A 23,076-nucleotide genomic window follows, 5' to 3' on the forward strand; every position below is an offset into this window, starting at 1 on the left:
CCAAGCAAGAAATATCCAATTCTGACGCGGATTCTCTGGCTTCTTAAGCGTTAGAACTTATGACTGTCCAGTAGACGATGAACGCTAATCAGAAACAAAAGACGGCTGCATTTTTGTCACGCAATGTCATTGTGCTGTCGATTGTCAGCTTTTTCACGGACATCGCGACCGAGATGCTATATCCGATTATGCCGCTCTATTTGAGCGATATCGGGTACGGCGTCGTGCTGATCGGCTTGATCGAAGGCTTGTCCCAGCTCGCCTCGGGCGTGCTCAAGCTGCTCAGCGGCATTTATTCGGATCGGCTGCAGCGGCGCAAAGGCTTGATTAATACCGGCTACTACATCTCGGCGGCGGCGAAGCCGCTGATGGCGCTGTTTCCGACCTACTGGGCGATCTTCGGCTTCAGGCTGCTTGACCGCTTCGGCAAGGGCATCCGGCAAGCGCCGCGCGACGCGCTGCTGGCCGATGTGTCCACGCCGGTCAACCGGGGCCGGGTGTTCGGCTTTCACCGGGCGGCCGATACGCTGGGCGCTACGCTCGGACCGCTGATTACGCTGGCCATTTTGTATGCGTACAGCGACAGTATTCCCTTGATCATCGCGCTGACGGCGATTCCGGGCGCGTGCGCCATCATTGCCGGCTTCTTTATTCGGGAGGCGAAGAAGCAGACCGAGCTGCCGAACGCTCAGCCGGGCGGCGTAACGGGGCTGTTCCGCCGCCTCTCGTCGCATTACAAGACGGCAACGCCCGCGTACAGGCGGGTGCTGTACCTGCTGACTGCGCTGACGCTGCTGAAAAGCACGGACATTTATTTGCTGCTGCGCGCGCGCGAGCTGGGCTTGAGCGACCTGCTCATTATCAGCGCCTACGTCGCCTACAATTTGGCGGGAACGCTGCTGGTCTATTATCTTGGCTCGCTCAGCGACCGGATCGGCTTTGCCAAAACGTTTGCGCTCGGCTCGCTGGCGCTCGGCGCTACGTATATGCTGCTCAGTCAGCAGGAGCTGCCGCTGCTGCTTGTGTTTGTGGCTTTTATCGTGTATGCAGTGTTCCAGAGCATCTATGAGGGCCTGACTAGCGCCTGGATGTCGCTGCATATCAAGCAGGAGGAGCGGGCGACGGGACTTGGCGTCATGATGGGCTTCCAGGCGGTTGCGACGCTGTGCGGAACGCTGCTGATGGGCGTTGCCTGGGCCGGCGCGGGAGCCAAGCTTGGGTTTGCGGTAACCGGGCTGCTGGCGGTCGGCTTCGCGGCGTACCTCTTTTTCCAGCGGCAGCGGGACTATGACAGCGATACGGATTTCGGCCGCAAGCCTTATGTGACAGACGTGAAGCAGCTGACCGTAGATAACGAAAATTTCCGGATGGCGGTCTGGACAGGCCAGCAGCTGCAGGTGACGGTGATGTCGATCCCGGTAGGCGGCGAGGTCGGTCTGGAGGTGCATCGGCAGATCGACCAGTTTTTGCGGATCGAGGACGGGAAGGCCGTTGTTTTGATGGGGACCAGCGAGCACGACCTGTCGTTCCGGCAGGAGGCGGGGACCGACAGCGCCATTATGGTGCCTGCGGGCATGTTTCATAATATTATTAATACCGGCAGCACGCCGCTCAAGCTGTACAGCATTTATGCGCCGGGCGAGCATCCGTACGGCACCGTTCACCGGACTGCCGACGATGCGGACCGCGCGGAGCTGAAGGAGCTGCTGGAGGACGACGATTAGGAGGCTGCGCGGCAGCCTCTTTTTTGCGCGGACTTACATATGCCGGATTCGCCGCTTTAGCGGTTTGACGGGTTGGAATCGTCCGACCGGTCCGACCCGCCGACTCTGATACCGCTTCCGCTCGCATGCATCACTTCCCGAAACGTCTCCATAAACGCTTCAACCGCCTTGGACAAATACCGGCCGTTTTTATAAGCGACCACCAGTGTCCGGAACGGACGGGTGCGCAGCGGCAAATAAACGGGCGCCAGCTCGCTCCAGCGGCCGCGCGACACCATATGAGGCACCATGGCGATGCCCATGCCTGCCGCGACAAGCGACTGCACCGTCTCGATGTTGCTGCTCTCGAACACGATGCGTGGCATAAATCCCGCGTCGCTGCACAGCTCCACCGTAATTTGCCGGAAGCCCTGGCCCTTTTTGAGCGCGATAAAAGGCTCCTGCTGCAGCAGTGCGATGTCGACCGACTGCGGCTCAGGCGATGCAGCGAGCGCGGCGAGCGGGTGATGCGGCGGCACGGCCAGCACAATTTCCTCCTCGATCACCGGCTCATAGGCAAGCGTGTCGTCGATCAGCGGCAGCGACAGCAGGCTGATGTCCGCCTGTCCGCTCGCTGTAAGCTGCTCCAGATTGGACGTCGTTTCCTCGACGAGCACGATGTCGATCTCCGGGTACCGCTCCTGAAACACCGGCAGTACAAGCGGCAGCACATGAGCGCCGGTAATCGGCAGGCTGCCGACGACAAGCCGCCCCTTGCGCATCTGCGAGATGTCCTCCATCTCCTGCTTGAGCTGCTCGACCATGTCGAGAATTTTTTGCGCCTTCTCCACGAACTGGGACCCGGCATGCGTCACCTCAACCGAGTTGGTGGTGCGCTGGAACAGCAGCACGCCGATTTCCTTCTCCAGCTTGGACAGCTGCTGGCTGAGCGAGGGCTGCGCGATATGCAGCTTTTCCGCGGCGCGCGAAAAATTTTTATCAATCGAAATTTGCAGGGCGTACTGCAGTTGACGAAGCTCCATAAGCGGGTTGCCGCCTTTCCTAAAGTTTTTGAAAAGATGCTGATCCCGTTTGAGTTGACGGGCGTGATCATGTACACTAGACGATGGACAAAAATGACAAAGTTTGCAGGAAGGTGAGGAAACAAGGTTGGCCAAAACGCACAGAAAGCTGTCGCTCGTTGAATTTATCAAAAGATTTATCCTGATCACCATCGGGGCCATTTTGATGGCCGTGTCGCTGGAGCTGTTTCTGGTGCCCAATACGGTACTGGATGGAGGCATCACCGGTATTTCGATCATGGTCGCCAAGCTGACCGGGCTGCCGCTCGGTTTGTTCATCTTCGTATTTAATTTGCCGTTCCTGCTGCTCGGGTACAAGCAGATCGGTAAAACGTTTGCGATTTCAACGCTATACGGCATCTCGGCGATGTCGGTGACGACGCTGCTGCTGCATCATTCCGAGCCGTTTACGGACGAGAAGGTGCTGGCGGTGCTGTTCGGCGGCCTTATTCTCGGCTTCGGGGTCGGGCTTGTCATCCGGTACGGCGGTTCGCTGGACGGCACGGAGATCGTGGCGATTTTGCTATCCAAACGGTTCCGTGTGCCGGTCGGGCAAATTATTATGATGATCAACGTCGTCATCTTCATTATAGCCGGGTTCATTTTCGGCTGGGATTCGGCGATGTACTCGATTTTTACCTTCTATATTGCCTCCAAGGTGATGGATATCGTCGTCGAAGGCTTGGAGGAATCAAAGTCCGCCACGGTCATCTCCAGTGAATACGAGGAAATCTCCGAAGCGATCATGAGCAGGCTCGGCCGCAGCACAACGTTTATTTATGCCAAGGGCGGCTACTCCAAGGAAGATACCCAGATGATCTATTGCGTCGTGACCCGTCTGGAGGTCGCCAAGCTCAAGGCGATTGTGCATGAAATCGACCCGAAGGCGTTTATCTCGATTCAACATGTGTCGGATGTGCTCGGCGGCAACATGGAGAAGAAAAATATTCACTAGCTCCGGGTTGTTATAGTATCAGCCTATGAATCCTATAGATATTATATCTTGGAACAATGAAGTTGAACATGGTAGGATGATAACTGAGCAACAACATCAAGTCGCAAGACCTGAGTTTCATTCCTACATGACTAGAGGTGCAACCGATGGCAAAAACAATGTTTGAGAAAATTTGGGACAACCATGTCATCCACTCCGAGCCAGGCAAGCCGAGCATTATCTACATCGACCTGCATTTGGTTCATGAAGTAACGAGCCCGCAGGCGTTCGAGGGACTGCGTCTGGCAGGCCGTCAAGTGCGTCGTCCGGACCGCACGTTTGCTACGATGGATCACAACGTGCCGACGAAGGACCGCTACAACATTACGGACCCGATCTCCAAGCAGCAAATCGACACGCTGTCCAAAAACTGTGCGGACTTCGGCGTTCGGCTGTTTGACCTTGACGACATCGACCAGGGCGTCGTTCACGTTATGGGTCCTGAGGTAGGTCTGACGCATCCGGGCAAAACGATCGTTTGCGGAGACAGCCACACGTCCACGCACGGCGCATTCGGAGCATTGGCATTCGGGATCGGTACGAGCGAGGTTGAGCATGTACTCGCAACCCAATGCTTGCAGCAATCGAAAGCGAAAACGCTGGAAGTGCGCATCAACGGCAGCCTGAAGCCGGGCGTTACGGCGAAGGACCTCATTCTCGGCGTCATCGCCAAGTACGGCACGGACTTTGCGACCGGCTACGTCATTGAGTACACAGGCGAAGCGATTCGCAACCTGTCGATGGAAGAGCGGATGACGGTCTGCAACATGTCCATTGAGGGCGGCGCCCGCGCTGGCTTGATCGCGCCTGACGAGACGACGTTCGAATACTTGCGCGGACGCGACTATGTACCGCAAGGCGAAGAGTTTGACCGCGCCGTAGCTGGCTGGAAGCAGCTGACGACCGATGAAGGCGCCGTGTACGACTGGGTTGTTGAATTTGACGCTGAAAGCCTCATTCCGCAAGTGACCTGGGGAACAAGCCCTGGCATGGGGACGGATATTACGAAGTCTGTGCCGAATCCGGCTGACTTCACGACGGAAAATGAACGCAAGGCTGCTGAAAAGGCGATTGAATATATGGGGCTGACACCGGGCACGCCGATGAACGAAATCGGCATCGACTACGTGTTTATCGGATCCTGTACGAATGGCCGGATCGAAGACCTGCGCGCCGCGGCCAGCGTAGCACAGGGCCATAAGGTCGCTTCGCATGTGACAGCGATCGTCGTTCCGGGCTCCGGTCGCGTGAAAATTCAAGCCGAGAAGGAAGGCTTGGACAAAATTTTCACCGAAGCCGGCTTCGAATGGCGTGATGCAGGCTGCTCGATGTGCCTCGCGATGAACCCTGACGTGCTTCAACCGGGCCAACGCTGCGCATCGACCTCCAACCGTAACTTCGAGGGCCGCCAAGGCCGCGACGGACGGACGCATCTCGTATCGCCTGCAATGGCTGCCGCAGCTGCGGTCAAAGGTCATTTCACAGACGTTCGCGATTGGGAATTCAAAGTTAAACAAGAAGCGTAATCCGCTTGTCATAGCTGGAGGACCAGCAACCCGTATCACCCATTTTCCCGATGTAAGGAGCAGACCGACATGGAAGCTTTCAAACAGCATACCGGACTTGTAGGGCCGGTCGACCGCGTCAACGTCGATACGGACGCGATTATTCCGAAACAATTTTTGAAGCGCATCGAGCGCTCGGGCTTCGGCCAGTTTTTGTTCTACGAATGGCGCTTCAGCCCGAAGGGTGACGTTATTCCGGAATTCAGCCTGAATCAGCCGCGCTTCCAGGGCGCATCCGTGTTGATTTCCCGCGCGAACTTCGGCTGCGGCTCCTCCCGTGAGCACGCGCCTTGGGCGATTCAGGATTTCGGCTTCCGCGTCGTAATCGCGCCGTCGTTTGCCGATATTTTCTACAACAACTGCTTCAAAAACGGTATCCTGCCGCTCAAGCTGAGCGAGGAGCAGGTTGAGGACCTGTTCCAGCGCACGGCCGCTCATGAAGGCTACCAGCTGACCGTAGACCTGGAGAACAACACGATGACGGACGCCTATGGCCTGCATATCGACTTCCAGATCGACGAGCATCGTCGGCAATTCCTGCTGCTCGGTCTGGATGATATTGGTCTGACGCTGCAGCATGCGGACAAAATCACCGCGTACGAAGAGGCGCAAGCCGCGCGTCAGGCGTAAGAACCACTTATCCAGCAAAGCCCGCCTACCGTTGGCAGCCTAACGGTTTGGCGGGCTTTTTTTAAGGAGCTGCGGCCGGGCAACACGCCTGTCGGCTGGGCGCTGAGCAGGCTCCTCGCCAGTTCGACCATCTGCAGAACGTCCGGCGCTTCGTGCGCCGGGCGTCCTGCAGATGGCCGGATCGGGTCTGATCCCGTAACGTTATACCCGCGTTCATGGATTTGTCCTAATTTAGCCGTCAACATGTGACATTTGTTTTAGGTAATCGAGTTGGCATTGTGTATAATATCACTGGATAGATGCTGGAAGGGAGAGAGACAACCATGTTAGTAACCAAAATCGGTGTCGTCGGAGCAGGAACGATGGGCCAGGGGATCGCGGAAATGCTGGCGGCCAAGGGCCTCGACGTATTGCTTGTCGAACGCACTCCCGAACGTCTTGAACAAGCGTGGGAACAAATCGAAATCAGCCTGGATAAGCAATTAGAGAAATGGGCGATTACGGTAACGGAGAAAAAGCTGATCTTATCTAAAATTCAGAAGGTAACCGACTGGAGTCGGCTGGCGGAATGCCATATGGTTATTGAATCCGTCACCGAGGATCTGGAGCTGAAAAAGCAGGTGTTTGCGAAGCTTGACGAGCTGTGCCCGCCGGAAGTGCTGCTGGCCAGCAATACATCAACGCTCAGCTTGACCGAGATGGCTGCCGAAACTAAGCTGCCGGAGCGGGTCATCGGGCTTCATTTCCTGCACCCGGTGTCGAAAATTCATCTGGTTGAAATTATAAGGGCTGTTAAAACAAGCGAGGAAACGTTTGAGCGGACGAAGCAGTTCGTGGAGCAGACGATTCAGAAGCAGGGCATTCAAATTTATGAATCGCCCGGTTTTGTTACGACTCGCCTGATTTGCATTCTTATCAATGAAGCGATGCACGCGCTCTCCGAGCGTGTAGCTTCCGCTGAAGATATCGACAGCGCGATGCGAGTCGGCTACGACTTTCATTACGGACCGCTGGAAATGGCCGACCGCTTTGGGCTGGACGCCGTCCTGGCGGCGATGGAGCGGATGTTCCGCGAGTTCGGCGAGCTGAAATACCGTCCATCCTTCCTGCTGAAGCAAATGGTGCGCGCCGGCAACCTCGGAACGAAAACCGGGCAAGGCTTTTTCCGGTATGATAAGGATGGTGACCGCGTATGATCGTTCTCGTTATTAATGCAGGCAGCTCCTCGCTGAAATTTCAGCTGTATAACATGGAGGATGAATCCGTTCTGGCGAAAGGCAAGGTTGAGCGGATCGGCATGGAATCGGCGATTTTGACCTACGAGCCGGAAGGCAAGGAGGACGTCCGCGAGGTCCGTGAAATTTTGGAGCATACGACGGCCATTCGCCGCGTGCTGGAGTTTCTGGCGCATCCGGAGGTTGGTGTGCTGAAATCGGTCAACGAAATTGACGCGGTAGGTCACCGGATCGTACACGGCGGCGAGTCGTTCTCGAATTCCGTGCTGGTTGATGATCGGGTCAAGCATGAAATTCGCCGGCTGTTTGACCTGGCGCCGCTGCACAATCCGCCGCATATGCTAGGCATTCAGGCGGTGGAAGCGAACATGCCGGGCGTGCCGCAAGCCGTTGTGTTTGATACGGCGTTCCACCAGACGATGCCTGCAACGGCCTATTTGTACCCGATTCCGATGGTGCTGTACAAAAAACACCAGATTCGCCGGTACGGCTTCCATGGTACGTCGCATGCGTACGTGAGCCAGCGGGCGGCGGCTTATCTCGGACGTCCGCTGGAGGAGCTGAAAATCGTGACATGCCATATCGGCAACGGCGCGAGCTGCACGGCTGTGATGAACGGGGTGTCCGTCGATACAAGCATGGGCATGACCCCGCTTGAAGGGCTGATGATGGGTACGCGCAGCGGCGACATTGATCCGGCGATTGTGCCGTTTGCGATGAATAAGGAAGAGCTGACGTTGTCCGAGATCAGCTCTATGCTGAACAAGCATAGCGGCCTGATTGCGATTTCCGGCGTCAGCAGCGACATGCGGGAAATTACCGAGGCGATGCAGCAGGGAGATAAAAATGCGGCGCTTGCCTTCGACATGTACGAGTACCGGCTGCGCAAGTGCATCGGGGCTTATGCGGCCGCGATGAACGGGATTGATGCCATCGTCTTTACCGCGGGTGTCGGCGAAAACTCGGCGATTCTCCGCGAAGCGGTTTGCCGTAACCTGACCTTCCTCGGCTTGACGCTGGATGAAGCGGCTAATGCGCGCAGATCGTCCGAGGACCGGGAAATTTCAACGGCCGAGTCGCGCGTGAAGGCGCTCGTTATTCCCACCAATGAAGAGCTGGTCATTGCCCGGGATACGTATGAGTTGATTTTACAACATAAACCTGTAGAATAAGAAAAGCTGCGGCTCGAAGCATTTTCGATGAAGGTGCATCCGTGTTGCAGCGGCAGCTTTTCTTGCAAGTATCGAAGGGGACAGCTTGCTGAAAGCTTTTACATTCTATATGCTTATGAAGAGGACGCCGGTCGAACATTGTTCACCGGCGTTCATTAAATGTATGACGACCCGGAGCTGATGGAGGAGCGCTTTCGGTAGACAAGCGTAGAACCGCGTGAAGCCGGTCAAGGAAGGGATAGGCTCCCGGGGGAAGGATGTGCAGGGAGGAAGCATGGCTTTGAGAGGAAATGAACGTGAGCCGAGGGACTGGACGGAGCTGCTGCTGGGCGGGCTAACCGACGGAACGGCAGACATCCCTTATTGGCTTATCCGTTATTACCCGCGTCTGCGGCTGTCGGAGACAGACGCGATGCTGATCATTCATCTGATGGCGTTCAGGCAGAAGGAACGCAAAGATTTTCCGACGCCGGAGGAGCTGCAGGCACGAATGTCGATCCCGCAGGACAAGGTTATCGGCGTGCTGCAGAAGCTGCTGCAGGAGGGCTTGCTGCGTATTGACGAGACGAAGGATCCGGCAACCGGCGTCCACAGCGAAGCTTATAACTGGACGCCGCTGCTGGAGCGTCTGGCCGCCTTGCGCGTCGAAGAATGGCAGGAGGAGCGAACAAGCCGGAAGCTGGCCGCAGCGGGCCGGGGGGAGCGCAAGGATGTGTTTTCCATCTTCGAGCGCGAGTTCGGCCGGCCGTTAACGCCGATGGAGCTAGAATCAATCGTAGGCTGGCTGGATAAGGACGGACATCCGGAGACGCTTATTTTGGCGGGCTTGAAGGAAGCGGTATTTGCCGGGAAAATCCACTTCCGGTACATCGAGCGCATCCTGCTGGAATGGCAGCGCAACCGGATTACGACTGTTGAGCAGGCGAAGGAGCATTCCCAGAAATTCAGAACCAGATAACGAGATCATGGCAAGGTTGATGGAATCGACAGGCATTCGTCGCTCGTGACGGATGCCTGTTTGTGCTGGCGCGAGCAGCTGGATGTTGACCGGAGTCGTCTGGCGTTCTCTGACGTTTCCCTGACGACGCCGACGAAATTGGAAACCGTTATTAATTTTCCCATGTCGGGTGTAACTTTTTGACTGTCGCTTTCGTCTAACAAGATGTGTCCGGCAGAGCGTAATGTGTCGAAATTTATGTCAATTTAAAGGTAGAGGAGGGGCAGCATGGTCCGTTGGCTGCGCAAGCGTAACGAGCCGGCCGAGCCTGCGGCTGCTTCAGGTGCGGCCGTTGTCGATTTGAGTGTGCCGCTGTTGACCGTAGCGGGGGTGGAGCGTTCATTTCCCGTAGGGGGACAGCAGCTTCATGTGCTCAAAGGCATTCATATGTCATTGTATCCAACGCAGCTGGCGATGCTGAAAGGCAGGTCAGGCTCCGGAAAAACGACGCTGCTTAATTTGATTGGCGGTCTGGATCAGCCAAACAAAGGGGAAATTCGCTTCAAGGAGCATTTGTTTCATCAGTGCGGAGACGATCAACGCACGTACATACGCAGAAAAGAAATTGGTTTTATTTTCCAATCATTCGCTTTAATGCCGCTGTTGTCCGCCTGGGAAAATGTGGAGTTGTCGATGCGCATGGCGGGCATTCCGCGGTCGCAATGGAAGCCGCGGGTCACGCATTGCCTGGAGCTGGTCGGATTGGCCAAGCGGATGCATCACCGTCCGTTTGAGCTGTCCGGGGGGGAGCAGCAGCGTGTGGCGATCGCAAAGGCGATTGCGCATAAGCCTAGCCTGCTGCTGGCCGACGAACCGACGGCGGAGCTGGATTCGCAGATGGGCGCTCAGGTCATGGGCGTGTTCCGCGACATTATCGAGACGGAGCGGATGACGATTTGTATGACCACGCATGATCCGACAATAATGGAGGTTGCCGACCGTGTTTTCGAAATGGTGGATGGTAAATTTATCAACAGCTAAAAAAGCCGCAAAGCCTGCCGTCGCCGCAGGACTGTCGCTTTCGCTGGCCGTTGCCCTGTCCGGCTGCTCGCTGCTGCCCAAGGAAGAGGAGGAAGAAACGATTCCGACCATCCAGGCGCCGAAGCTGTCCAAAAAGCCGGAATATGCGGTGAAAACCGGGACGCTGGAATCAACGGCGCGCGGCTCGGGCCGGATGATGGCTACGGTGGAGGAGGACTTGTATTTCACGGACGAGACGAGCCGCAGGATTAAAGAGCTGCTGGTCAAAACCGGCGATACGGTGGCGCAGGGCCAGGTGATTGCCGAGCTGGATGTGACCGAGCTGGAAAGCGAGCTGAAGCAGAAGCGGCTGCAAACACGTAAGGATGAGCTGACGATGATCGAAACGCTGCGTAATGCGGACGGCAAAAGCGCGGAGGAGATCGAGCAGGCGAAAATTAACTTTGAGCTGGAGCGCGAGAAGCTGAACAAGCTGGAAAGCACGATTGCCAAGGCGAAGCTGACGGCCCCGTTTACGGGTACGATTGTTTCCGTTTATATGAAGAAAGGGGATTCCGTCAAAGCTTACGACGCGGTAGCTACGATTGCTGACCTGTCGCAGCTCACTGTAGCCGCTACGCTGAGCGCCGACGATCTGAAGAAGGTCGCGGTCGGGATGGAGGTCGTCGTTGACATTAATGCGCTCGGCCAGCATAAGGGGAAGGTGCTGCAGCTGCCGGTCCCCAAAACGGATGGCAACAACGGCAACAACGGCTTTCCCGGCAACGGGCAGAAGCAGCCGGATTCCATTGACAACTACATGATTGTAACGCTGGACAAATTTCCGGAAAATGTGGATCGCGGCCGTCCGCTTAGCGTAACGGTCATTACCCAGCGCAAGGAAAATGCCGTGCTGATTCCGCTGGCCGCGCTTCGCTCGTACGCCGGCCGCAACTATGTGCAGATTGTGGAAAGCGACGGCACGAAACGGGAAGTGGACGTGGAGCTTGGTCAACAAACCTCGACCGAGGTTGAGATCGTGAAGGGCTTGACGCCTGGACAGAAAGTAGTGGGTCGCTAATGCCGATGCTTCGGTTTTTATTCCGCAAAATGTGGAACACCCGCTGGCTCACCTTCAGCACCTTGGTCGGCTTGATTATGGCCGTCGCCTTTACGACAAGCATCCCGATGTATGCGGACGGCTCGCTCAAGCGTGTTGTCGCCAGGACGCTGGAGGAGAAAAGCGACGGGCTTCCCGCCGGCTCGGTGATGATTCGCTACCAGGCCAGCGGCAGCGACCGCGCCGATCTGAACGACCTCAAAGCCGTCGACGATTATATCCGGGACGATATTCCCCGGGAAATCGCTTTTCCAGCTGAGGCGTACGTACGTTCTTATTCGATACGGGGGACGCAAATTTCACCGGAAGATCCAACGAAGGTGGATGCGAGCAAGCGCCGCCAGCTGACACTGCTGGCTCAGTCGGGCTTGAAGGAGCAGGTGGAGCTTACCCAGGGGAGCTGGTTTGCGGAGCAGCCGCAGAGCGGCGTCATTGAAGTGGTGATGTTTGAGGAGGCGCTGTACCGCGCTGATATGCGTGTAGGCGATACGTTCAACTACCCGATCAGCGGCGGGCTGGGCATCGCTCCGGTGAAAATAAAAATTGTCGGCGCCTACAAGCCGCTTGACGATACGCTTCCTTACTGGTATCAAGGGCTGGAGGGTCTGCTGACCTCTGCCTTCATGAGTGAAGCCGGCTTTCAGGATTACATACTGATCAACAAAAAAATACCGCTGAACCTGGCGAACTGGTACTATGCGTTTGATTTGCGTGAAATCCAGACGAGTCAGCTGTCAGGACTGGAAAACAAGCTGGACCGGCTCGGCATGACAGTGTTTCAGCTGCTGAAAAATACGCGCGTGGACGTCTCGTTTATTCCGCTGCTGCAGGAATTTAAAGTCCAGAGCGTCCAACTGCAGATTATGCTGTTTACACTGGCGGCTCCGATGATTGCCATGGTGTTTTATTACATCGTCATGAACGCCAGACAGTCGCTCGACCGGCAGCGGACGGTCATCGCGGTCATCCGCAGCCGGGGAGGCAGCACCGGGCAAATTATTTGGATTTACTTGCTGGAGGGTTTGCTGCTGGGCGGCATCTCGCTGGTGCTCGGTCCGCTGCTCGGCTGGTTTATGGCCAAAAGCATCGGGTCCTCCAGCGGATTTCTGACCTTTGTGGACCGCAAGGCCGTCCCGATCGGCTTGTCCTCCGAAGCGATCTTGTACGGCATCATCGCCGTTGTCATCGCCATTTTGGCCAGCGTTATTCCGGCGATTGTATTTGCCCGCGCTTCGATCGTCAGCTACAAGCAGAAGCTTGCCAGATCGGATCGCAAGCCGTTTTGGCAGAAATGGTTTCTTGATATTACGCTGCTCGTACTTGTCGGCTACGGCTATTATTTGTTCGGGCAGCGCCAGGATTTGTTTAGCCAGACAGGAATGACGACAGATCAGCTTCAGGTGCATCCGCTGCTGTTTTTTATCCCGGCCTTGTCGATTATTGCCTTGGGGTTGTTTGCCCTGCGGCTGTTCCCGTGGCTGCTGCGCATCGGGAACTGGCTGGGCAAGCGGCTGCTGCCGGTGCCGGTTTATTTGACGCTAACCCAATTAAGCCGGTCCTCGACCGCGTATTACCCGTTAATGATTTTACTTATTTTAACATTGGGCCTCGGTGTTTATAACGCATCTGCGGCGCGCACTATTGATTTGAACTCGACAGACCGCACCTTGTATGCCTATGGCACGGATGTGATTATGCGGGCCGACTGGACAGCCGTCTCCGACGAGCTGCCGCAAAACAACGCCCAGCAGGGCGGCCAGGGACAGGGCCAAGGTCAGCCCGGAGCGGGCGGAAATCCGGGAGCAGGACAAGGGCAGGGACAGGGCGGCGGTCAAGGCCAAGGCCAAGGCAACCCGGGCGGCCAGCCGGGAGGGGGCAACCAGCCGCCGCCCAAGCTGCGCTACATTGAGCCGCCGTTTGAGCTGTTCCGTGAGCTGGAGGGCGTCGAGCATGCGGCCAGGGTCATGACCTTGAAAAGCAATGCGGTGGTGTCCGGCAAGTCGATCGGCCAAGGCACCTTGATGGGGATTGACAACGTTGACTTTGCTGAAGTCGGCTGGTTCCGCAAAGATTTGTTCAAGGTGCATCAGAACCATTACTTGAATTTGCTGGGGCAGTTTGAGCAGGCGGTCATCATATCAACCAGGCTGGCTGAGAAAAATCAGATTAAGCCCGGCGATTTGATGAATATTACGATATCCGGCCAATCTGTTGAATTTGTCGTAGTCGCGACAGTGCCGTATTGGCCGAGCTTGTATCCCGATGAAACGCCGTTTTTTATCGCCAATCTGGAGTACATCTACGACCAGGCGCCGGTTGTGCCGTATGACGTCTGGCTGAAAATGAAGAATGGCGCAAAGGTTCCGCCGATGCTGGAGGTGCTAAGGGAGCAGAAGGTCGACATCGCAACCGTGAAGGACGTCCGCAATGAACTGATCATTCAGAAGAAGCATCCGGCCCGGGGCGGCGTATTTGGCATTTTGAGTCTGGGCTTCCTCGTCTCGGTGTTTGTTTCGCTGGTCGGTTATGTGCTGTATTGGTTTTTCAACCTGTCGAGCCGTGTCGTGCAGTTTGGCGTACTGCGGGCGATGGGGCTGTCGCGGCGTCAGCTGACCGGCATGCTGCTGCTGGAGCAGGTGTTTACGGCCGGGCTGGCGATTGCGCTTGGCCTTGGCATCGGCAAGCTGACCAGCTACCTGTTCCTCCCGTTCCTGCAGACGGCGGAAAATGTGAAGACGCAGGTGCCGCCGTTCCGTGTTATTTTCGACGCGCGGGATACAAGCCAGCTCTACGTTGTCATCGGGGTGATGATGCTGACCGGGGCGAGCCTGCTGTTTCTGCATATCCGGCGATTGCGGGTACATCAGGCCGTGAAGCTGGGAGAGGAGAAGTGATGCTGCAGTGATTCATTGCGAAGGACTCGTCAAAATTTATAAGACCGACGACCTTGAGGTTGTCGCACTGCAGGGCCTCAATATTGAAGTTGCGCCAGGCGAGATGATGGCGATTATCGGCAACAGCGGCAGCGGGAAATCGACATTGCTGAATATTTTGGGCGGTCTGGACCGCCCCTCGGCTGGTCAAGTTCGGGTGGGAGAATGGAACCTGCTCAAAATTACCGATGAAGAGCTGGTGAAATACAAGCGCAAAACCGTCGGGTTTATTTGGCAAAACAATGCCCGCAACCTGATCCCGTATCTCACGGCGCTGGAAAACGTCGAGATGCCGATGATGCTCAGCGGATCGTATGACCGCGCCTATGCCCGGCAATTGCTGGAATGGGTCGGGCTGAAGGAGCGGGTGAACAACAAGCTGCAGCAGCTGTCCGGCGGTGAGCAGCAGCGGGTGGCGATTGCAATTTCGCTCGCTAATCGTCCGTCGCTGCTGCTGGCGGATGAGCCGACGGGTTCGGTGGATACGCGAACGTCGGATATGATCATGGATATTTTCCGGCGGTTGAACAAGGAGCTTGGCGTTACGATTGTGATTGTCACGCATGATATGGCGCTGGCGGGTAAGGTGGACCGCGTGGTGGCGATCCGCGACGGAATGACCAGTACCGAGTTCATCAAACGGAATCCGAACCTGGATCACAACGAGGCGGAGGCTGCGGCGTCGCTCGGAGGCGTACACGAGGAATATGTGGTGCTTGACCGTGTAGGCCGGCTGCAAATTCCGGCGCCATACTTGAAATCGCTGGGCATAGAAGGCAAGGCGACAATGGAATTTGACGGCGAACAAATTATTATCAAAACACCGAAATCGCTTGAGGAGCAGGCGGAGAACAAGCAGGAACGGCCCGGCAAGCCTGCCGGTCAAGCCGGCAACGAGCCGGTTTAAAACATATTGCGGAGGGAAACAAATTATGGATAAACGGTTAAAGCGTACGATGCTGACGGCACTCAGTGTCGGACTTCTGGTGCCTGTGCTGCAGGCTTGCACAAATACAGGCAGCAATGATGATAAAACGGAAAAGGTGCTGCGGATCGCGACCATGGCTTTCGGCGGCGACGATGAATATTTCCGTCAGCGCTACACGGAGCTGTATGAATTTGCGAACAAAAACGTGAAGATTGAAATTATCCCGTTGCAGGATGACCGCTATATGTACGGGTATGCGCGTCCTAATCCGAACGAGAAGCAGCCGGACCCGATGGAAAAGCTCAAGGAAGCGATGAACGGCGACAATCCGCCCGATGTCGTGATGGTCAGCTATGATCAGCTGCCGGATCTGATTGCCGACAATAGGCTGACCCAGCTTGATCCGCTCATTACGAAGGATAAATTCGATACAGCGGATATCGTGCCTGCGGTGCTCGACGGCATCAAGAAGGCGGGCGAAGGCAAGCTGTACGGACTGGCGCCAACCTTCAGCTCCTCCGCAGTCATTTACAACAAAAAAATGTTCGACGAAGCCGGTGTTGCTTATCCGACCGACAAGATGACCTGGCAGGATATGTTTGATCTGGCCCGCCGGTTGTCCAAGGGCGAGGGGGCGGATCGCAAGTACGGCTTCTCCTTCTCCACCTACAATATGGGCGGCGACATCTACTATGGGACCCAGCCGTACACGATTCCGCTGCAGCTCCGTATGTTTGACGACAAGGCCGAGAAGATGACGGTCAACACCGATCAATGGGAGAATGTCTGGAAAAGCCTCCTGCAGCTGAAAACAGAAAAACTGTTGCCAGAGCAGCTCGATATGAGTAAGATGCAAATGCAGGGACCTGAAGATTACAATCCGTTCCAGCACGATGATTTCCTGTCCGGCCGTGTTGCGATGGCGATTTCGAATTATGGCGAGCTGGACCGCATCAATAATGCGATGAAAAACGCGCAAAACATCAAGGGCTTCACGCCATTCGACTGGGATGTCGTTACCTTGCCTGTGCATCAGGAAGCGCCGGATATCGGGTCCAATATCGGGATGGAAAGCGTCGTTGCAATCAACGCCAAGGCGCAAAATGCGGACGAGGCGTGGAAGTATGTGAAATTTATTAACGGCGAGGACTGGGCCAAGCTGAAAGCAAGCAGCAATTATAACATCGTATCGCGCCAGAAATACATCAAGAAAAAGGATGGCATGGAGTTTAACATGAAGGCGTTCACGACGCTGATGCCTGCTCCGATGCCGGAGGAAGCGAAGCTGTACCGCACCAATCAAAATCTGTATCAGATCAGCAGCATCGGGGCGCGTTTATTCGACGAGGCGTCTCAAGGCAAGCAGTCTGTCCGGGATGCGCTGAAGCAATGGGAAACCGAGGGCAACCAGATGCTGCAGCAAATCAAGGAAAATCCGAACGGGCCGCTCGACGCCATCATGCGTTAAGGCGTGTGACGGCCGCCAAACAAGCCTCATGGGAATTCAACACGGTTAGAGGAGGACTATAACAACGATGAATACAAGACGCAAACGCATCCGGCGGGCCGCATTGTGCCTCCTGGCTTCCACGATCGTATTCAGCAGCGCGGTTCCCGCATTTGCGGCAGACAGCGGAGGGACAGCCGGCACGGCTGTCCTGTCCACCGGCACGGCGCCTGCGATCGGGCAGGTTGAGGTTTCACCGACCAGCACCTTTGAGCTGAAAAACCTGTACGTGATGCCGGAGCAAGGGAGCAAGACGGTTACCTTTACGTTGACGGTGAACAACAATGGGACAAGCGATCTGCAATTTATCGACTACTGGGTTCGGCTGCGTACGAAGTCAGGCAACAAGATTACGGTCAAGGTGCTGCCGCAGGACAAGGATAAGAATCGGATTACGCCCAAATCAAGCCAGGACATCGCTTTTTATGCGTCGATCAATGATACAACCGAGCTTTCCGATCTTATTTTTGACGTCATCAAGTGGGATTTCAGCCAAGCCAATTTTGAGCGGGTTATTGGAGAAATTCCGGTACCCGGCGATTACAGCATCGTGACGGCGCCCGGCAGCGCGCAAACGATCTCGATGAACAGCAATCCGGTCAGCACCTTGATCGAGAAGGTGTATATCGGCAAAAATGAAAAAAATTATACGCCGACCATCAAGCTGAAAATGAACAATACGGGCAACCGGAGCGTGACCGTTCCGACTTACCAGTATATGATTCGGACAGCGGAAGGCTATATGTATCCGTTGACCTTCAAGGGAGCCAAGGAGCTGACCATCAATCCGCAGACGATAAAGGATGTCGAGCTGACCGGTTCGGTGCCGGTGTCGCTCAAGGTTGAGAACTGGCAGCTTGTCATCGTGCAAAATGCGTCCGACCTGAAGCTGAACCTGCCGGTGGCGTTTTTCGCCTTGCCGCAAGGTTCAGAGCCTGACCGTGTCGGCACAGGACAAGTTCATGATTTCACCAACAAGGACGGTTCCTATACGGCTGAGTTAAATTCAGTGCTGCGCGCGCCGTGGGAAGAACAGGATATTTTAACGGCTACGCTGACGTTGGGCAACCGGGGAACGGAGTCGCTGCCGCTGCCTGCGTTGACGGGTTACTTTATGCTGGATGAAAATATTAAGGTGGAAGCCAAGCTCGTTCGGACGGACCGTGTAATCGGCTTGGCGCCTGGCGGCAGCTTGCAGTATCAATTTGTCGGAAAAATTCCATATACGTATGAATTCGCCAAGGCCAAGCTGGTGCTGCAGGAGAAAACATCGGCGAGCGGGGATACGGGAACAACCGACTCGGGCAGCTCGGGGACGGGAGCAACGGAGGACTTGCTGGACTTCGTGCATAGCTCGGAGCTGATGGCGATCCCGTTGAATAATGTCGGCGATACGCATAAAGTCATCAGCGTCGGACGGAGCACGGAATACAAGGTACGGAGCGTCACGATTTATACAGGCGATAGCGCGGATACGTTGGCCGTTCAGCTGGAGGCGGCGAATCTGGAGAAACGTTCGGCGATGGTGCCCAAGCTGGTGACGTATTTCCGGTCCGCTGACGGCACGGTGCTGCAGGCGATTAATCCCGAGATTAAAAACCGCACCACGCCAGGCGGCTCCGCGTTGCTGTTCCTGACAGCAGACGTGCCTAAGGGCTTCTCAACCGAAGGCTTGCAGCTGTTGATCGGCGATGCGATTACCCAGGATAAGTTCAGCGAAAGCAAAGATGTGCCGGATGCGTATGTCAATGCTGTTTCCTTCTGGCTGCCGGCTGAAAAGAAGGACGTGAAGGACAAGGTCAAGGACCTGGAGGTTGGACCGTACAAGCTATCCATGAGCAAGATCCAAACACGTGGGGATGAAACCGGCATCCAGCTGTACTTTGACTACGAGCTGACCAAAAAACTGATGAGCGAGACGAATCTGGAAGGCCGCAAGTTAAGCATTGCAGTTGAGGACCGTGAGGACAAAGTGAAGTTTAGCTGGGATATGGATCTGGCCAAGTTTGAGGAGCAAAACACCGAAAATGGAACCGATCCGCTGCAAAATACGGAAGGTCAAATCAAGCTGGGCAAAAAGGAAAAATTCAAGCTGACTAAAAATAACAGGGAATTTATTTTTATGGTCAGGTACTTAAAGGATTACGATCTCAAAGTTTATGAAACGTATAAAGGCCAGAAAAAGCTGCTGGCTTCCCAAAAAATTACCTGGTTCGAAACGACAGACTAAGCTGGCTTAACCATGATCGTTGTTTTATCGGCTGAAACCGCTCTTGCCTGGTTGCGTAACAACTTGGCGGGGGCGGTCTGTGTTTATGCCAGCATTTTCAAAAAATTAAGTTGACAGCGTGCGCTTTCAAGTATTACGTTAGTATCGTTAACAACTTTGTTAACGATACTAAACCTACATAACTGAGGAGAGCAAAATGAACTCAACCCCGCAGTCCTTTACGGAGCTAAAGCATACGGTCATCGACGGGATGTCCCAGTCGTTCCAGCATGAGGGCTTCAGCCCGCTGGTTGGCCGTATCTTCGGACTGCTCCTGTTTGCGCCGGGGCCGGTGAGTTTGCAGTCGATCGCTGAACAGCTCGGCGTATCGAAGGCGGCGATCAGTGTCCAGGTGCGCACGCTGGAGCGTAATGCCATGTGCCAGAAGCTGACGGCAAGCAGCGACCGAAAGGATTATTATTTCATTGCCGATGATGCCCACGTAAGCGCGCTTCGGGCGACGAAGCAGAAGACGGAAGGCCTGACCCAGCAGCTCCGCAAGATGCTGACCGCGCTCCAGCAGCTTGTGGATGTGCCTCAGGAAGAGCTGGATTCCTACAAGGCTGCGAAGCTCAGGTTTACCGAGTCTTTGGCGCTGCACGTCTTTATTTTATCCAAGCTGGACGGATTGGAGCAGGAATGGCAGCAAGTCAGGCGACAGCTGATGCAGGAGCTGAACGACCATTAGAACGTTTGCTGCGACCAACCTTTATTTTTTTGAAATTTGAAGGGGGCGGAGAAGAAGCGGCGTCTAAGTGTTCAGCAATCTTAATGGAGGAGTAGAGAGATGAATCAGTTAACGAATTTTTCGATGAAGAACATCACGGCGGTTATCATCATTGTTCTTCTCCTGTTCGGCGGCGGAGCGTTTGCTTCCACGACCTTGAAGGTGGAGAGCATGCCGGATATCTCCTTCCCGGTCGTTCTCATCAATACGCAGTATACGGCGCCGCCGAAGGATGTGCTTGACAATGTCACCGAGCCGCTGGAGAAGGCGGTTGCGAGTCTGGAAGGGTTAAAAAACCTCTCGTCCAGCTCTAGCGATAACTTCTCCCAGATTGTGCTTGAGCTGGAGCAGTCCGTGAATACGGATGACGCCAAGCGTGACGTGGAAAGTCTGATTTCCAATGTCAGGCTGCCGTCCGGTTCGGAACGGCCCAAGGTAACCACGCTCGGTTTTGCTTCCCAGCCGGTTTATTATTTGTCGCTGTATGCGCAAAACGGCATGAGCCAGCAGGAGCTCGACAAGCTGTACAAGGATGTCATTGAGCCTGGCTTCAACGCGATGAAAGGGATTGACCACCTCGACTCGATCGGCAATCAGGAGTCGGTGCTGACGATGAAGCTCAACGGCAATGCAATCAATAACTATGGATTGACCCCGGCCCAGGTTTCGCAAAGCATCAAGGCGGCGCTCACGACAAGCCCTGCGGGAACGGTGGAATTTAACGGCAACGAACAGATGGTGCGGGTCAAGAGCGATCTGAACACGATTTACGGTCTGGAAAACATGAAAATTTCGACCGCATCCGGCACAACAGTGCTGCTGAAGGATATTGCCAAGGTTGAAGCGATCACCGAATCGACCTTCATCTCCCGGCTGAACGGCCAGCCGGCCATCGGCGTGCGTCTGTACAAGACGAAAAACGCCAATGCAGTCGAGTTCGGCAACGATGCCGACAAGCTGATGGACGGTTGGAAGCAGCAATATCCGGACATTAAGTTCCAGGGTATTTATAACAGTGCGAAAGATATTAAGGAATCCATCAACGGGATGTTGAAGGAAGGCATACTCGGCGCTTTGCTGGCCTCCATTATGATCTTGCTCTTCTTGAGAAATGTTCGGATGACGATCATCGTTTTAGTCTCGATTCCGTTGTCGATGCTCATTACGCTGATGATTATGGCGCCGCTCGGCATTTCCCTGAACATTATGACACTCGGCGGGATGGCGATTGCGATCGGGCGGGTTGTCGATGACAGTATCGTTGTTATTGAGAATATTTACAGCCAGCTCCAGAAGGCGCAGGAGCGCAACGAATCGGTCATTAAGCTGGCTACGGCCCAAGTCGCGTCGGCGATCACTTCGTCCACCATTACAACGGTTGGCGTGTTTGCTCCGATCGGTATGGTAAGCGGCGTGCTCGGTGAAATTTTCCGTCCGTTTGCGATTACGCTGGCTGCGGCGCTGTTGTCATCCTTGATTGTGGCCGTTACGGTTATTCCGATGCTGGCCAAATTGCTGGTGCTCAACAATAAAAACATCAAGGCCCATGATGAGGCCGCTGTCGGTAAAGTGTCCATTTTCTACAACAAGGCGCTGCATTGGTCCCTGAAGCACCGGCTGCTTACGATGGTGATGGCGCTGCTGCTGTTTGTAGGGTCGATTGTCGGAACGGTGCCGTTCCTTGCAACAGGCTTTATGCCGGAAAGCGATTCGGATAAGATGATGGAGTTCTCGATCAAAATGCCGCGTGAAACGACCATCGAAACGATGAATGAAAAGGTTAAGGAAATTGAAGCCATTATGTTTGAAAGCAAAGACCCTGCAGGCCAGCCAACCTTTGATTACGTGGAATCGTCGATTGGCTACAATGGCGGCAGCGATCAGGTGCCGTATCGCAGCTCGTTTTTTGCGGTTGCCTCGGAAGCTTCAAACGCCAAAGAGCTGCTGCAGGACTTTAAGAAACGTATCGGCGACCTGCTGCCGACCGGCTCGGAGGCGGATGGTTCCGTTATCGGCGGAGCAGGAGCCCCAAGCGGCGGCGCTGATTTCAACTATATGCTCAAGGGTGATGATCTCCTTTATTTGCAGCAGGCGGCGTTACAAGTCAAGGAACGGATGAAGGAGTTCCCTGAGCTGGTTGACATCAAGGACAGTATGGGCGAGTCCAAGATGGAAATTGAAATCAATGTTGACCAGAATAAAGCAAGGCTGCTCGGTCTTTCCTCTGCTCAAATTATGGAAGGCGTCGCACCCTGGCTGGCTGAAGAAAAAATCGGCGACCTGAAATTCGATAACGCCACCTTTGAAACGAAGGTGATGGTTGATCCGAGCTTTAAAAATTCAGTCGATAAAGTCGGCCAGTTCATGCTGACTACGCCAACCGGCTCCAAGGTAGCGCTGACGGAAGTCGCCAAGGTGAGTCAGATTGAAGCGGCGGCGGCGATTGCGCGGGATCAGCAAACCCAGTATGTGCGAGTGACCGCTAAAATTGATTCCGCCGATAAGGGCGGGGTCAGCGCGAAAGTAACCCAGGAGCTGACGAAGCTGGAGCTCCCGGCGGGTGTCCGTACCGAGGTCAAGGGTGTCACGGATGATATTCAGGAAAGCTTCCAGCAGATGTTCGTTGCGATGTTTGCATCTGTCTTTATCGTGTATCTGATCATGGTTCTCGCCTTCGGAAACGGCAGCGCGCCGCTGGCTATCCTGTTCTCGCTGCCGCTGGCCGCGATTGGCGGCTTGATTGCCCTGCTTGTCGCAGGCGAATCCATTAATATTACATCGCTGATCGGCTTCCTGATGCTGATCGGGGTTGTTGTTACGAATGCGATCGTGTTGATCGACCGCGTGCAGCAGCTGCGTGAGGAAAATTATTCTGTGCGCGACGCTTTGATCGAGGCGGGTATGACGCGTCTCCGTCCGATTATTATGACGGCCGGCGCCACGATTATCGCGCTGCTGCCGCTGGCTCTCGGCTTTTCCAAGGGAGCGCTTATCTCGAAAGGCTTGGCCGTCGTTGTCATCGGGGGTCTGACGACGTCCACCTTGCTGACACTGATCGTTGTACCGGTCATCTATGATCTGATCGAAGGATTTAAGCGCCGCTTGGTTCGCCGTTTCCGCAAAAATGACCCGTCGGTCGACACAAACGTGACATCCGTCACCCATTAATCGTAATCCGGAACCAGACAGATACAGGGAAAAGGAGAATTTAATCCATGAATCCGACGCAGACAAACAGATTGAAGCCAAGCATC

16 protein-coding genes are annotated in these 23,076 nt (G+C 55.1%); 15 read left to right on the plus strand and 1 reads right to left on the minus strand.

The window, feature by feature from the left end:
• The first annotated feature begins 113 nt into the window (after positions 1-113).
• A complete protein-coding gene (locus tag AC6ROY_RS24285) occupies positions 114-1,724 on the plus strand; it encodes an MFS transporter (protein WP_500103144.1) in 1,611 nt (536 codons plus the stop codon).
• Positions 1,725-1,780: 56 nt separating this feature from the next.
• Here AC6ROY_RS24285 and AC6ROY_RS24290 read toward each other — a convergent pair whose 3' ends face one another.
• Entirely contained in the window at positions 1,781-2,746 is a 966-nt protein-coding gene (locus AC6ROY_RS24290) for a LysR family transcriptional regulator (protein ID WP_500103145.1), read from the minus strand.
• A gap of 127 nt (positions 2,747-2,873) precedes the next feature.
• Between AC6ROY_RS24290 and AC6ROY_RS24295 the strand changes: the two genes are divergently transcribed.
• The 14 genes from AC6ROY_RS24295 to AC6ROY_RS24360 all read left to right on the plus strand — a co-directional run bounded on the left by AC6ROY_RS24295 (position 2,874) and on the right by AC6ROY_RS24360 (position 22,990).
• The gene (locus AC6ROY_RS24295; RefSeq protein ID WP_500103146.1) at positions 2,874-3,740 is read left to right on the plus strand and encodes a YitT family protein; all 867 of its coding nucleotides are present in this window, start codon (positions 2,874-2,876) and stop codon (positions 3,738-3,740) included.
• Between the two features lie 146 nt (positions 3,741-3,886).
• Entirely contained in the window at positions 3,887-5,305 is a 1,419-nt protein-coding gene (leuC, locus tag AC6ROY_RS24300) for a 3-isopropylmalate dehydratase large subunit (protein WP_500103147.1), read from the plus strand.
• A gap of 69 nt (positions 5,306-5,374) precedes the next feature.
• The gene (gene leuD / locus AC6ROY_RS24305) at positions 5,375-5,974 is read left to right on the plus strand and encodes a 3-isopropylmalate dehydratase small subunit (RefSeq protein ID WP_500103148.1); all 600 of its coding nucleotides are present in this window, start codon (positions 5,375-5,377) and stop codon (positions 5,972-5,974) included.
• 323 nt (positions 5,975-6,297) lie between these two features.
• A complete protein-coding gene (locus AC6ROY_RS24310) occupies positions 6,298-7,170 on the plus strand; it encodes a 3-hydroxyacyl-CoA dehydrogenase family protein (protein WP_500103149.1) in 873 nt (290 codons plus the stop codon).
• Complete coding sequence (locus AC6ROY_RS24315; RefSeq protein ID WP_500103150.1) at positions 7,167-8,381, plus strand: acetate/propionate family kinase; 1,215 nt, start codon at positions 7,167-7,169, stop codon at positions 8,379-8,381. The genes AC6ROY_RS24310 and AC6ROY_RS24315 overlap by 4 nt, the downstream gene beginning before the upstream one ends.
• Positions 8,382-8,661: 280 nt before the next feature.
• On the plus strand, positions 8,662-9,339 hold the full coding sequence (locus tag AC6ROY_RS24320; protein ID WP_500103151.1) for a DnaD domain protein: 678 nt from the start codon (positions 8,662-8,664) through the stop codon (positions 9,337-9,339).
• 267 nt (positions 9,340-9,606) lie between these two features.
• Positions 9,607-10,359: an ABC transporter ATP-binding protein gene (locus tag AC6ROY_RS24325; protein ID WP_500103152.1), complete on the plus strand. Its 753-nt coding sequence runs from the start codon at positions 9,607-9,609 to the stop codon at positions 10,357-10,359.
• Entirely contained in the window at positions 10,319-11,419 is a 1,101-nt protein-coding gene (locus AC6ROY_RS24330; RefSeq protein WP_500103153.1) for an efflux RND transporter periplasmic adaptor subunit, read from the plus strand. Before AC6ROY_RS24325 ends, AC6ROY_RS24330 begins: the two co-directional genes overlap by 41 nt.
• Positions 11,419-14,352, plus strand: a complete 2,934-nt coding sequence (locus tag AC6ROY_RS24335) for an ABC transporter permease (RefSeq protein ID WP_500103154.1) — start codon at positions 11,419-11,421, stop codon at positions 14,350-14,352. Before AC6ROY_RS24330 ends, AC6ROY_RS24335 begins: the two co-directional genes overlap by 1 nt.
• Before the next feature lie 7 nt (positions 14,353-14,359).
• Entirely contained in the window at positions 14,360-15,298 is a 939-nt protein-coding gene (locus AC6ROY_RS24340; protein ID WP_500103155.1) for an ABC transporter ATP-binding protein, read from the plus strand.
• A 25-nt stretch (positions 15,299-15,323) separates the two neighbouring features.
• Positions 15,324-16,787, plus strand: a complete 1,464-nt coding sequence (locus AC6ROY_RS24345) for an ABC transporter substrate-binding protein (protein ID WP_500103156.1) — start codon at positions 15,324-15,326, stop codon at positions 16,785-16,787.
• A 67-nt stretch (positions 16,788-16,854) separates the two neighbouring features.
• Positions 16,855-19,056, plus strand: coding sequence for a hypothetical protein (locus AC6ROY_RS24350; protein ID WP_500103157.1), 2,202 nt, complete (start codon positions 16,855-16,857; stop codon positions 19,054-19,056).
• A 196-nt stretch (positions 19,057-19,252) separates the two neighbouring features.
• Positions 19,253-19,783 (plus strand): GbsR/MarR family transcriptional regulator, encoded by a 531-nt coding sequence (locus tag AC6ROY_RS24355; RefSeq protein WP_500103158.1) that lies wholly within the window; start codon positions 19,253-19,255, stop codon positions 19,781-19,783.
• Positions 19,784-19,882: 99 nt separating this feature from the next.
• Positions 19,883-22,990 (plus strand): efflux RND transporter permease subunit, encoded by a 3,108-nt coding sequence (locus tag AC6ROY_RS24360; RefSeq protein WP_500103159.1) that lies wholly within the window; start codon positions 19,883-19,885, stop codon positions 22,988-22,990.
• Positions 22,991-23,076 lie beyond the last annotated feature (86 nt).

The sequence above is a fragment of the Paenibacillus sp. sg306046 genome (assembly GCF_059821225.1).

Coding starts and splice junctions, on each gene's coding strand:
- AC6ROY_RS24290 (WP_500103145.1), bottom strand. CDS start 2,746: ATGGAGCTTCGTCAACTGCAGTACGCCCTGCAAATTTCGATTGATAAA.
- leuC (WP_500103147.1), top strand. CDS start 3,887: ATGGCAAAAACAATGTTTGAGAAAATTTGGGACAACCATGTCATCCAC.
- leuD (WP_500103148.1), top strand. CDS start 5,375: ATGGAAGCTTTCAAACAGCATACCGGACTTGTAGGGCCGGTCGACCGC.
- AC6ROY_RS24310 (WP_500103149.1), top strand. CDS start 6,298: ATGTTAGTAACCAAAATCGGTGTCGTCGGAGCAGGAACGATGGGCCAG.
- AC6ROY_RS24315 (WP_500103150.1), top strand. CDS start 7,167: ATGATCGTTCTCGTTATTAATGCAGGCAGCTCCTCGCTGAAATTTCAG.
- AC6ROY_RS24325 (WP_500103152.1), top strand. CDS start 9,607: ATGGTCCGTTGGCTGCGCAAGCGTAACGAGCCGGCCGAGCCTGCGGCT.
- AC6ROY_RS24335 (WP_500103154.1), top strand. CDS start 11,419: ATGCCGATGCTTCGGTTTTTATTCCGCAAAATGTGGAACACCCGCTGG.
- AC6ROY_RS24345 (WP_500103156.1), top strand. CDS start 15,324: ATGGATAAACGGTTAAAGCGTACGATGCTGACGGCACTCAGTGTCGGA.
- AC6ROY_RS24350 (WP_500103157.1), top strand. CDS start 16,855: ATGAATACAAGACGCAAACGCATCCGGCGGGCCGCATTGTGCCTCCTG.
- AC6ROY_RS24355 (WP_500103158.1), top strand. CDS start 19,253: ATGAACTCAACCCCGCAGTCCTTTACGGAGCTAAAGCATACGGTCATC.
- AC6ROY_RS24360 (WP_500103159.1), top strand. CDS start 19,883: ATGAATCAGTTAACGAATTTTTCGATGAAGAACATCACGGCGGTTATC.